Annotated in this window: 9 protein-coding genes; 5 read left to right on the forward strand and 4 right to left on the reverse strand. The window is 58.5% G+C overall.

The genetic code is table 11. The features are described 5' to 3' along the window. Positions 1 to 150: 150 nt before the first annotated feature. From ACR0AG_RS13355 to ACR0AG_RS13370, 4 genes are all read left to right on the forward strand, one after another. Positions 151 to 1,902 carry an acetolactate synthase 3 large subunit gene (locus tag ACR0AG_RS13355; protein ID WP_480839621.1) on the forward strand — a complete coding sequence of 584 codons (1,752 nt, stop codon included), beginning with the start codon at positions 151 to 153 and terminating at the stop codon, positions 1,900 to 1,902. A 69-nt stretch (positions 1,903 to 1,971) separates the two neighbouring features. Beyond that, positions 1,972 to 3,225, forward strand: coding sequence for a glycosyltransferase family 87 protein (locus tag ACR0AG_RS13360; RefSeq protein ID WP_480839623.1), 1,254 nt, complete (start codon positions 1,972 to 1,974; stop codon positions 3,223 to 3,225). Further along, positions 3,225 to 3,785, forward strand: a complete 561-nt coding sequence (ilvN, locus tag ACR0AG_RS13365) for an acetolactate synthase small subunit (RefSeq protein ID WP_480839625.1) — start codon at positions 3,225 to 3,227, stop codon at positions 3,783 to 3,785. The genes ACR0AG_RS13360 and ilvN overlap by 1 nt, the downstream gene beginning before the upstream one ends. 323 nt (positions 3,786 to 4,108) lie before the next feature. Beyond that, positions 4,109 to 4,858, forward strand: coding sequence for a helix-turn-helix domain-containing protein (locus ACR0AG_RS13370; RefSeq protein ID WP_480839627.1), 750 nt, complete (start codon positions 4,109 to 4,111; stop codon positions 4,856 to 4,858). Between the two features lie 5 nt (positions 4,859 to 4,863). Here ACR0AG_RS13370 and ACR0AG_RS13375 read toward each other — a convergent pair whose 3' ends face one another. Further along, positions 4,864 to 5,655, reverse strand: coding sequence for a DUF2189 domain-containing protein (locus ACR0AG_RS13375; RefSeq protein ID WP_480839629.1), 792 nt, complete (start codon positions 5,653 to 5,655; stop codon positions 4,864 to 4,866). Positions 5,656 to 5,851: 196 nt separating this feature from the next. Beyond that, positions 5,852 to 6,976 (reverse strand): peptide chain release factor 2, encoded by a 1,125-nt coding sequence (gene prfB, locus ACR0AG_RS13380; RefSeq protein WP_480839631.1) that lies wholly within the window; start codon positions 6,974 to 6,976, stop codon positions 5,852 to 5,854. Positions 6,977 to 7,053: 77 nt separating this feature from the next. On the opposite strand from prfB, the gene ACR0AG_RS13385 reads away from it, so the two are divergent. Continuing rightward, a complete protein-coding gene (locus tag ACR0AG_RS13385; RefSeq protein WP_480839633.1) occupies positions 7,054 to 7,884 on the forward strand; it encodes an aminoglycoside phosphotransferase family protein in 831 nt (276 codons plus the stop codon). Here ACR0AG_RS13385 and ACR0AG_RS13390 read toward each other — a convergent pair. Together ACR0AG_RS13390 and ACR0AG_RS13395 are read right to left on the reverse strand one after the other, a co-directional pair. Next, on the reverse strand, positions 7,878 to 10,367 hold the full coding sequence (locus tag ACR0AG_RS13390) for a penicillin-binding protein 1A (RefSeq protein WP_480839635.1): 2,490 nt from the start codon (positions 10,365 to 10,367) through the stop codon (positions 7,878 to 7,880). The two genes, ACR0AG_RS13385 and ACR0AG_RS13390, sit on opposite strands and share 7 nt — an antisense overlap. 95 nt (positions 10,368 to 10,462) lie before the next feature. Continuing rightward, positions 10,463 to 11,683 (reverse strand): N-acetylmuramoyl-L-alanine amidase, encoded by a 1,221-nt coding sequence (locus ACR0AG_RS13395; RefSeq protein ID WP_480839637.1) that lies wholly within the window; start codon positions 11,681 to 11,683, stop codon positions 10,463 to 10,465. Positions 11,684 to 11,741 lie beyond the last annotated feature (58 nt).

Here is an 11,741-nt window from a genome sequence, read left to right on the forward strand (position 1 = left end):
GCCTCTGGCGATGAGAACGCTAGTTGTAATCGTAGGAAACACGCGCATGGGCCGGTAACGGTAAACCATAATCGAACCCATGCGCCTCCGAAAATCGGGGGCTTTTTTTATGCGGAATGCAAGACACATGTCGCGAACGGAGCAAAGCAGATGACACGTGAGATGACCGGCGCAAAGATGGTGGTTCAGGCCCTCAAGGATCAGGGCGTGGACACGGTATTCGGATACCCCGGCGGCGCTGTGCTACCGATCTATGATGAGATCTTTCTGCAAAACGACATTCGCCACATTCTGGTGCGCCACGAACAGGGTGCCGTTCACGCCGCCGAAGGATATGCGCGCTCGACCGGGAAACCAGGCGTTGCACTGGTGACATCCGGCCCTGGTGCCACCAACGCGGTGACCGGCCTGACCGATGCGCTGCTGGATTCGATCCCGATCATCGTTCTGACCGGGCAGGTTCCCACCTTCATGATCGGTTCGGATGCGTTTCAAGAGGCCGACACCGTTGGCATCACTCGCCCCTGCACCAAGCATAACTGGCTGGTAAAGGACACGGATTCGCTGTCAACAACCCTGCACGAGGCATTCCATGTCGCCACCTCGGGTCGTCCCGGCCCCGTTCTGGTCGACATTCCGAAGGACGTGCAATTTGCAAGCGGTGAATACCACGTGCCAAAACCTTCGACATCGCATTATCAGCCGGTTCTGAAAGGCGATCTGGAAGAAATAACCGAACTGGTTGCCGCAATCGAGACAGCCAAGAAACCTGTCTTCTACACCGGCGGCGGTGTGATCAATTCGGGCCCTGCCGCCAGCCAGTTGTTGCGCGAACTGGTGGATGCGACTGGATTTCCGATCACTTCGACCCTGATGGGGCTGGGTGCCTACCCCGCCTCTGGCGAGCATTGGCTGGGCATGTTGGGCATGCATGGTCTGTATGAGGCCAATATGGCGATGCATGGCTGCGATCTGATGATCAATATCGGTGCCCGATTTGATGACCGGATCACCGGCCGGATCGATGCGTTTTCGCCAGACTCGGTCAAGGCGCATATCGATATCGACCCGTCCTCGATCAACAAGGTCATTCGTGTCGATATCCCTATCGTGGGTGACGTCGCCCATGTGTTGGAAGACATCCTGAAAATCTGGAAGTCACGCGGGCGTAAAACCGACGCGGCCTCGGTCGCCCAGTGGCGTAACCAGATCGATGAGTGGCGCAAGGTGAACTGTCTGGCCTATACAGCCGGTGAAAAGACCATCAAGCCGCAGCACGCCCTGCAACGGCTTGAAGAACTGACGAAAAATCACGATCGCTACATCGCTACCGAGGTCGGCCAGCACCAGATGTGGGCCGCTCAGTATCTGGGGTTCGAAGATCCCAACCGTTGGATGACATCGGGTGGTCTGGGCACGATGGGGTATGGCTTTCCCGCCTCGATCGGGGTGCAGATGGCTCATCCCGACGCGTTGGTTATCAATGTGGCCGGCGAAGCCTCGTGGCTGATGAACATGCAGGAAATGGGCACGGCAACTCAGTATCGCTTGCCGGTGAAACAGTTCATCCTGAACAACGAACGCCTCGGTATGGTCCGGCAGTGGCAGGAATTGCTGCATGGCGAACGCTATTCGCATTCCTGGTCTGAGGCCCTGCCCGATTTCGTCAAACTCGCCGAAGCGTTTGGCGCCAAGGGCATCATCTGTTCCGATCCTGCCGATCTGGATGACGCGATCATGGAGATGATCAACTATGACGGCCCGGTTATTTTCGACTGCCTGGTTGAGAAGCATGAAAACTGCTTCCCCATGATCCCGTCGGGCAAGGCGCATAACGAGATGCTTCTGGGCGAGGCCGAGACGCAGGGCGTGATCGATTCAAAAGGGTCGGTTCTGGTCTGATCGCCTTAACCACCCCTTAAAATAGCCACAAAGGCAGCCTATCCACCGCTTGCAAAGAAAGGAGAAGTCATGACGCGCGATCTAACGCAACAGGCTACGGCTGATGCGCGCCTGCAGGTCTTCGATTGCAAGCGCGGGTGGCAGGTGGCCGTTTTGGTTCCGGCCTTCTTTCTGGCTCTTATTGTCATCTGGCTGGACCGCAGTTGGATCGCCATCATGGAGAACGGCAAGACGGCGGTCGCCATCGACTTCACCGTGTTCTGGGCTGCGGCAAAGCTGGCCTATATGGGGGATCCGATTTCGGCCTTCGATCCGGATAACCTGGCCGCCATTCACGGCGTGCATGGCGATGTCTGGATGCCGTGGCTCTATCCGCCGGGCTTTATGATCGTCATCCTGCCATTGGGTGCGTTTTCGTTCCACGTGGCTTGGATCATCTTTCTTTCCCTATCCGTGCTGGCCATGCTGGCTGCCATCCGCCCCTTTGCAGGTGGTGTAAAGCCGGTCTGGATCGGCTTTGCCCTTGCTCCGGCGATTTTTCCCGCCCTGACGATTGGGCAAAACAGCCTGCTATGGGTCGCCTGCTTGCTGGCGGCGCTGGCATCCTTACGTGCCGACAGGCCGATCATGGCGGGCGTTCTTATCGGCATCCTGACGCTGAAACCGCAATTGGGCATACTGATCCCCTTTGCGCTTCTGGCTTGTGGCGCTTGGCGGACCATAGCGGCGGCGACAATCACAACAATTCTGCTGATCCTGATTTCGACCCTGATCATGGGCGTCGACTACTGGGTCGCCATGAAAGAGCTGGCCGCACATCATGCCGAACTGATCCGCGCGTCGGTTCCAAAGCATCACCTGATGACAAGCCCCCATTCCCTTCTGGCCGGGCTGGGCACGCCTGAACCTGTTGCACTGACTATTCAATGGTGCCTGACCGCGCTGGCCGCTGGTGTTGTAGCCCTTGCCTGGCGCAGCCCTAACGTCTGCTTCGATCTACGCGCCGCAACTCTGTTTCTGGCCATCACAATCTCAGTCCCGTATTTCTGGCATTACGAAAGCGTTCTGCTGGCGCCTGCGGCCTTGTTCCTGATCCGGGCCGGGGTTTTGACGTCGAACCGCTATGGTTACGTTCTGGCGGCCTTCATGTGGTTGGGCGTTGCACCAATGAATGCGATGCTGCTGCTGACCGACATAGACTTCCTTTCCGTGCGATACATCTATGCGCCGGTATTAATAGCCGCCTGTGCAACTTGTGTTGTCGCCGTTTTTCGCCGGTTGCGAAGCTATGAAACATTCGAACTCAAAAATGAGGTCACCTGATGACTGCTCTAAACATCGTCAAAGGCTCTACCCGCCATTCGGCATATAACCTGCGACCCACATTCTCGGACACGCAAGAGCGGCACACGATCGCGTTACTTGTCGAGAACGAGCCAGGTGTTCTGGCCCGCGTTATCGGGCTGTTTTCGGGCCGTGGCTATAATATCGAGAGCTTGACGGTTGCCGAGGTGGATCATACCGGCCACCTCAGCCGCATTACCATCGTCACCACCGGAACGCCGCAGGTCATCGAGCAGATCAAAGCTCAGCTGGGGCGCATCGTGCCGGTCCATGAAGTGCATGATCTGACGGTCGAAGGCCCCTCGGTCGAGCGTGAGCTGGCCATCATCAAAGTGGTCGGCGAAGGCGAAAAACGTGTCGAGGCCATGCGTCTGGCTGACATCTTCCGCGCCAATGTGGTGGACAGCACGCTGAACTCGTTCATCTTCGAGATCACCGGCACCCCTGAAAAGATCGACGCTTTTGCCGACCTGATGCGCCCGCTGGGCCTAGCCGAGATCGCGCGCACCGGCGTCGCCGCTTTGCTGCGGGGCGACTGACACATTCTGCGTTTCCCGGGCCACAACCGGGAAACGCCCCTCGATCCGGGCAAGCATCTCGATCCGGGCAAGCATCTCGATCCGGGCAAGCATAAAGCCGGATTTAACTATTACAGTTTGGTTTCATCTGCCAATACCACAATAAGATCAGACAAAAGCGCTAAAACCTGTTGATTTTATTGCCAATGACGTTAGCTTTGGCCCCGCAACGTTGCGTCAACTGGCGCTCGATGGGGTCACTATAACGATTTTGGACTGATGTCGGCCTTCGGGCCGCATAGGGCCGTGTATTCCTGAAAATAACTAAGATACCTGGAACTGGCATGACCGATAGGGAACGCGGCTCTGCCGAACCGAGAAATGTGTTCGGCTCAAATCTGCGAAAACTGGCCCGCGACTATCCAAGCGTTTCCGCGTTGTGCCGTCAGCTTGGCATCAACCGCACCCAATTCAACAGATACCTGTCCGGAGAGAGCTATCCACGCCCCGATGTTTTGGACCAGATCTGCCGTTTTTTCGAGGTCGATGCCCGCATCCTGCTGAAACCACTCGAAAAGATCGCAACCGAGAGAAACGCACCTGTTTTTGATACGTTCGGGCATATCAAATGTCCCGATGCCCAGGCCGAACTGCGCGATGGGTTTTACCGTGTCGAAACAGCCAACACTACCGCGCGGGTCGCGCGGTTGATGTTCGTTCGCAGCGTCGGGCCCTGCATTTTGCTAAGGTGCTATACGCCCCCCAATGCCCCCCACGCACCCAAGTTCGCCCGCGAGATCCGGGGCTTTGCGACGCATAACGGCAATAACACTTATGCCTTGCTGGCACGTCGCGGTGGACAGGATCATCAGATGCTTGTTCTGTCGGCTGACGAATATGGGCGCCCAAACTTGTCCGGCCATCTGGTGACGCTGGCAGAGTTCTCGGTGAACGAACGGGTTTCAAACGCCATCAGCCTGCACTTTATTGGCAAAGACTGGCGATCCGCACGGCAAGTTCTACGAAACACCTCCGAACGGCCGGTCACGAGCGATGCAGAGAACACCGCTGACCCCAAGGTCGCGACCCACTAGGCCCTTCAGGCTTTGGCCGCGTCAAACGCCGCCGCATGGCCGGTGATCTGGCGATACAAATGCCAGCTGGCATGGCCGAGCACCGGCAGAACCAAAAGCAGCCCCAGGAAATAGGGCAGCATCGCCAGCAACGTAGTGACGGCTATGAACCCGCCCCATAGGATCATGACGCCCAGGTTGTCGCGCACATAGGAAAAGCTTGCGATCATCGCGGTTACGAAGTCCAGCTCTCGGTCCAGCAGCATCGGGATCGACAGAACCGAAATCATGTAGAGAACCATCGCAAAAACCGCGCCCACCCCGGTGCCGACCGCCAACATGGTCATTCCGTTTACGGTCCACAGAACCTCAAGCGATGAGGAAATGTTCGTCATGGTCGAAAGGCCCATGAACAAGGCAAAAATCATATGGCCCAGAAAGAACCAAAACAGAAACATGACAACGATGATCGCACAGATCGACGGCAATTGCCTACGGCTTTGGTGAACCACCACTCCGGCAATCTCGCCCCAGCTGAGCGGTGTGCCCTCTTCAATTCGGTGCGAAACCTCGTACAGGCCCACGGCGGCAAACGGGCCGATCAAGGGAAACCCGATGGCCGCCAGCACAAGCCAGAATGACGTGCCGGTTTGCAAGGTGACCCAGGCCATGATCCAGCCGGCCAGCACATAGAATCCCGCGAAAAACACCCCATATGCCGGCGCCCGGCGATAGTCCTGCCACGCCAAGGCAAGCGCGGTCTTCAACATGTTCATATCAGCGGGTTTCATATCGGGAACGCCAAACGGCTTTTCCATGATCAAATTCTCCTCGGGATGGGTGGCTTTCGCCACCGTCCTCGCGCCTCCGCCCCGATTGAAGCGCACCCGAACACCTGATTGCAAGCCCGCCGTCTCAAAAAACGGACAGGTCTGATCTGCCACCCAACCTGAACTGGGTTCTCTTCTTCAGGCATCGATTTCTGCAGAGATAAGGAGCCGCCCGCCTCGCGCCCTATTCGCCCTGGGCTTCGGAACGGCTTTTGCCTGCGACGTCCAACGCCAGCGTGGCTGCCATGAATTCGTCCAGATCGCCGTCCAGAACACCTTTGGTGTCCGAGGTTTCATGGTTGGTCCGCAGATCCTTGACCATCTGATAGGGCTGCAACACGTAAGATCGGATTTGGTTGCCCCAACCGGCGTCACCCTTTGCCTCATGCGCGGCGTTGATGTCAGCGTTCCGGCGGTCCAGCTCTTGCTGATAAAGCCGCGATTTCAGGGCCTTCATCGCAATGTCGCGGTTCTGGTGCTGCGATTTCTCGGAACTTGTCACCACGATCCCGGTCGGGATGTGCGTGATCCGCACGGCAGAATCCGTGGTGTTCACATGCTGACCACCCGCCCCCGAGGACCGGTAGGTATCGATGCGGATGTCCGAGGGGTTGACCTCGATCTCGATATTGTCATCGACTACAGGATAAACCCAGACCGAGCTGAACGACGTATGCCGCTTCGCCGCCGAGTCGAACGGAGAGATCCGCACCAAACGGTGAACGCCGCTTTCGGATTTCAGCCACCCATAGGCATTATGACCGGAAATCTTGTAGGCCGCTGACTTGATGCCGGCCTCTTCGCCCGAGGTCTCGGATTGCAGCTCGACGGTGTATCCCTTTTTCTCTGCCCACCGCACATACATCCGCGCCAGCATCGAAGCCCAGTCGCAGCTTTCGGTCCCACCGGCACCCGAGTTGATTTCGAGGAAAGTATCATTCCCGTCCGCCTCGCCATCCAGCAACGCTTCAAGCTCTTTCTTGGCGGCCTTGGCTTGCAGCTTCTTGATCGCGTCCTCGGCGTCGGTGACGACCTCGGTATCCTCTTCCATTTCGCCCAGTTCAATCAGCTCGATATTGTCGCTGAGGTCGGTCTTGATCGACTCATAAGTCTCGATCGCATCAACCAGCATCTGGCGTTCACGCATCAGTTTCTGCGCGTTTTCAGGGCTGTCCCACAGGTTGGGGTCCTCGACGCGCGCGTTGAACTCTTCCAGCCGGTGCGGTGCGGTTTCATAGTCCATGCGCTGCGCCAGCAGCTCCAGCGACTTTTCGATTTCCGCCACGATATTCTGCGTTTCGGCGCGCATGGTCTTGTCCCAACTTGCTCAATCAGGCCTGCGTGATAGCAAGAGGCGCGGGCCACCACAAGACAGGCAAGACGGGAATGCAGGATCAGTTGAGGCAGTACCTGACCAGATGGAACCTGACCTCCCCCACACAGGTCGCCGATACCGGCCATGCGGTGGTCTGGAAGGTTCGACAAGCGAATGACCGCCCGGCAGCTTTGAAACTCTATCGCCGCGCGAACCGTGGCAATGAAGGACCCGGGGTCGCGCTTTTGCAGGCATGGCGCAACCGGGGTGTTGTCGACATTCTGGATCAGGACGCAAACGCCATCCTGATGGAATGGCTGGAGGGGCCCTCATTGGGCCAGATCGCACGCGACGGACGTCCTGAAACAGCCTTGGCGCTGCTCGCCGATACGGCCCGCGCCCTCCACCAGGAACCAAAGGTCGAAGTCATCGGCCTAAAGCCACTGGAGACCGTGTTTGCCCCGCTCAACACGATAACATTCGGCGCCACCTGCGCCGAACCGTTGAAACGCGACCTGGATCAGGCGACCAGTCTGGCCCGGGCGCTGCTGAGCGATCAAAACCGCCGCGCCCCTCTGCATGGCGATCTGCATCCTGACAATGTCATTCTGACCGACAAAGGCCCAAAGGCTATCGACGCAAAGGGATATTTTGGTGATCCGGCCTTTGAGCTGGCCAACGCGTTGCGCCATCCAAAAGGCATGCCCCGGCTTGTCCGCCAACCGGATCACCTGCAATGCGTCACAGCGCAATATGCCGATGCGTTGAGAGTTGAGTCCGTGAGGCTAGCCAAATGGGCCGCCGCAAAATGCGCGTTGTCGATATTCTGGCGCTCCGGCGGTGAGGTCACCGAGGATCCCGAAGCCGACCTGCTGCGCCTGTTTCTTGACGCGGCTCAGTAAAGACCGCCGGTTGCCACGTCGCCCTGATTGGCTTTTGGCCCGACGATGATCGTGTCCCCGGTCGAGGTTGTGACCTGACGTCCGCCGCTGCTGACCTCTTCGAACAGGGGCAGTTCCGAGCCGACGGCAAAGCCGCCGTCGTAAATCCGGTCAATAAACCCGTCGACGCCATCGCGGAAGTATTCGGCCACAACATATTCGCCCGACGCATCCGAAGGCAGGCGCGCGCCGCTGAAACGGTCAATCTTGATGAAATGACCACCCGGAGGCACATCAAAGGGACCTCCGCCATATTTCTCGACGGCTTTTTCCATGAAACTCTGGAACACAGGGCCGCACATGGTGCCGCCATAGGCCCCCCGGCCCATTGGGCGGGGTCGGTCAAAGCCGATATAGCAGCCCGCGACGATGTTCGAAGTGAAGCCGATGAACCACGCGTCTTTCGAGTCGTTGGTGGTTCCGGTTTTACCAGCGGTCGGCACCGGCAGATTGACATAGCGCGACGCGGTTCCGCGATCCACTACGCCCTTCATCATAGAGGTCAGCTGATAGGCGGTGATCGCATCCATGACCTGACTGCGGTTTGTCTCAATCGTCGGTGCCTCATCTGGCTCCAGCCAGGTGGAGTTGCAGTTCAGGCACTGGCGATCGTCGTGGCGATAGATCGTCTTGCCGAACCGGTCCTGAATACGGTCGACCAGCGTGGGTTCCACCCGCTCACCACCATTGGCAAACATCGCATAGGCCGCCACCATCTTATAGAGCGTCGTTTCCTCGGACCCCAGCGAGTTCGCGAGGAAAGCCCCCATGCGGTCATAGACCCCAAAGCGTTCCGCATAGCCTGCGACAACCGGCATTGTGACCTCTTGGGCCAGACGGATTGTCATCAGGTTCCGCGACTGCTCGATCCCGGTGCGCAGCGGGGTTGGTCCGTAAAACTTGTTCGACGAGTTCTTGGGACGCCACAGGCCCTGAGGCGTATCCACCTCGATCGGCGCGTCGACCACGATGGTCGCCGGGCTGTATCCGCTGTCCAGCGCGGCGGCATAGACAAAGGGCTTAAAGCTTGACCCTGGCTGACGCTGTGCCTGGGTGGCACGGTTGAAGACGGTATCCTGATAGGAAAACCCACCCTGCATCGCCAGCACGCGGCCCGAGTTCACGTCCATGGCGACAAAGCCGCCCTGCACTTCGGGCACCTGACGGGCGGACCACTGGCCCTCCTCGCCCTCCATCACAAGGATCACGTCGCCGCGTTTGAAGTTCGCCGCGAAATCGCCCTGCATCCATTGGATATCCGAACGCGGGATGATCCCATCAGAGGGGCCGTTTTCGATGCCAACCGTCAATTGCTGATCGCCAACACCCAACACAACGGCCGGATACCACTGCGTCGGCAGTAGGACGTCGCGCGGGATTTCCATGATCGCAAGCGCCTCGCGCCACTGGGATTCATCCGCCAGCTTTTCTTCTGCGATCACCTCTCCAGTGCCGCGCCAGCGTCCCCGCGAACGGTCGTATTTCTGCAGCGCCTCACGCAAGGCCCGCGCCGCTTCGATCTGCATTTCCTCGTCGACCGATGCGCGCACAGTGAAGCCGCCGGTAAAGAACTCGCCCTCGCCGAAATCCTCGCTCAGCTGACGGCGGATTTCGTCGGTGAAATAGTCACGCGGTGGCAAAGCGGTGCGGAAGCTTTCGAAATCGCCATTCTGGACCGAACGCAGAGGCGCTTCGACCTCGGCCTCATAGGTCGCCTGATCGATATAGCCGTTCTGGTTCATCTCACGCAGCACATAGTTGCGGCGGGCCAGAAGGCGTTCTTTCTCGCGCACGGGATGGTAATCCGATGGCGCCTTGGGCATGGCTGCCAGTGTTGCGGCCTCATGCGGCTCAAGCTCTTGCAGGGTTTTGTTGAAATAGGTCTGCGCGGCAGCGGTCACACCGTAAGAGTTCTGACCCAGAAAGATCTCGTTCATGTAAAGTTCGAGGATTTGTTCTTTGTCCAGCGTATCCTCTAGCCGGGTGGCGAGGATGATCTCTTTGATCTTGCGTTCTGCCCGGCGGTCACCGGACAGAAGGAAGTTTTTCATCACCTGCTGCGTGATCGTCGACGCGCCGCGCACCGTGGCCCCCTTGGTGCGCACTGCCTCGACGCCCGCGGCGATGATACCGCGCGGGTCATAGCCCTGATGGGTGTAGAAATTCTTGTCTTCGGCGGAAATAAAGGCCTGTTTCACCAGGTCGGGGATTTCTTCGGACGGGGTGAACAGGCGGCGTTCCTGCGCGAATTCGTCGATCAATTGACCTTCGCCGGAATAGATCCGGCTGATCGTTGGGGGCTTGTACTGCGCCAGTGACTCGTGGCTGGGCAAATCGCGCCCATACATCCAGAAGATCGCACCGATCACCAGTGCGGTCATGAAGATACCCAAGGTCACGAGGCTGAAAATCGCCCCAAAAATCGAAAGAATGAACCGGATCACGTTGCTGCCTCTTTCCCGCGGTGACGCCTATATAGGGGCGCGACCTTGAAGGGTCAAAACACGAAACCCTACAATAGCTGAATTGCGCCGTTAGGTCACTGTCCGATCAGCGACCGTTTCACCAAGTCATCCTGCCGCCATTTCTCCAACCCGTTGACAATCCCCTGTGCCATGCCCGCACGCCATTGGGGATCGCGCACGTTTTTCAGATCGCGCGGGCTGGACAGGAATCCAAGCTCAATCAGGACCGACGGGATGTCCGCGGCCTTGAGAACCGAAAACGACGCGCTGCGCAGGGGGCGGTTGTTCATCGGCCCGCCCTGTTGTGCCATGCCATCAGCGAGTGCGTGCGCCAATGCGGTGGTGCGTGGTTTGGTCTCCTGCCGCGCCAAATCCAGCAATACATCGGTCACCTGATCATCCGCACCGCTCAGATCAATGCCGGACAGAAGATCGCTCCGGTCGTGGCGTTCAGCAAGTTTCTGGCTGGCCACGTCCGAGGCTTCTTCGGACAGAGTATAGACTGCGGCGCCATGCGCCCGCCCCTCGGACAGGGAATCTGCGTGCAGTGAGACAAACACTTCCGCCCCAAACCGGTGCGCCAACGCGATGCGCCGTTCCAGCGAGACGAATTGATCATCCACCCGCGTCAGAACGACTTCGTAATTCCCTGATCGCAACAGATGCTCGCGCAATTCGCGGGCAAAGGTCAGCATCAGGGTCTTTTCGTTCGTACCATCCGCTTCGGCCCCCGGGTCAATGCCGCCATGGCCCGGGTCCAGCATCACGCGCACAACCTGCGTCCCATCCTGCCGCGGTTTTGCAACCTTGACCGAAGGCTCCGGCAAATCCCACTGCGGCTGGTGCGGTGCCCCGGCGCTGGCGGCGAATGTATCAAAATCCGTACCCGTCAGGTGCAGCGCCAAAGAGGCCGCGCCGGTGCCCGGATCAACCCTCAGATCAGCCGAATCCACTGCAAGCGGCGCCCCAAGCTGCAGCACCATGCGCGACCATCCGGGCACATAGGTGCCATAACGAACATCGCTGATCCGACCGGTTTGAAGAAAGTCGCCCTTGTCCAGACCGGTCCAGTCGACCTCCTGGAAATCAAGAACCATGCGATAAGGATCTTGCAGGGTGAAAATTCGGTACGGCACACCCTGGGTCAATCCGATATCCAGCCGAACACCCGCGCGCCCATCATCCGTGATGCGGCTTTGGTCCGGCAATACGCGTGCTAGCGCGCTGAATTCGCTGGCGAACGCAGCACTGCTGAGCGCCCAGATCAGCGCCAGGGTAAAGAAAATCCTGCTCATGGCCTCAAGTTTTCCCGAGATCGTTTGATCCGAGCCTATAACACGAACGCGATTTTGT

It is taken from the genome of Ruegeria sp. H6, from assembly GCF_056532975.1.

Bases quoted from the DNA above. Each gene is read 5' to 3' on its own strand.
- ACR0AG_RS13395 (WP_480839637.1), bottom strand. From the start codon at position 11,683: ATGAGCAGGATTTTCTTTACCCTGGCGCTGATCTGGGCGCTCAGCAGT.
- ACR0AG_RS13370 (WP_480839627.1), top strand. From the start codon at position 4,109: ATGACCGATAGGGAACGCGGCTCTGCCGAACCGAGAAATGTGTTCGGC.
- ACR0AG_RS13360 (WP_480839623.1), top strand. From the start codon at position 1,972: ATGACGCGCGATCTAACGCAACAGGCTACGGCTGATGCGCGCCTGCAG.
- prfB (WP_480839631.1), bottom strand. From the start codon at position 6,976: ATGCGCGCCGAAACGCAGAATATCGTGGCGGAAATCGAAAAGTCGCTG.
- ACR0AG_RS13355 (WP_480839621.1), top strand. From the start codon at position 151: ATGACACGTGAGATGACCGGCGCAAAGATGGTGGTTCAGGCCCTCAAG.
- ilvN (WP_480839625.1), top strand. From the start codon at position 3,225: ATGACTGCTCTAAACATCGTCAAAGGCTCTACCCGCCATTCGGCATAT.
- ACR0AG_RS13375 (WP_480839629.1), bottom strand. From the start codon at position 5,655: ATGGAAAAGCCGTTTGGCGTTCCCGATATGAAACCCGCTGATATGAAC.
- ACR0AG_RS13385 (WP_480839633.1), top strand. From the start codon at position 7,054: ATGCAGGATCAGTTGAGGCAGTACCTGACCAGATGGAACCTGACCTCC.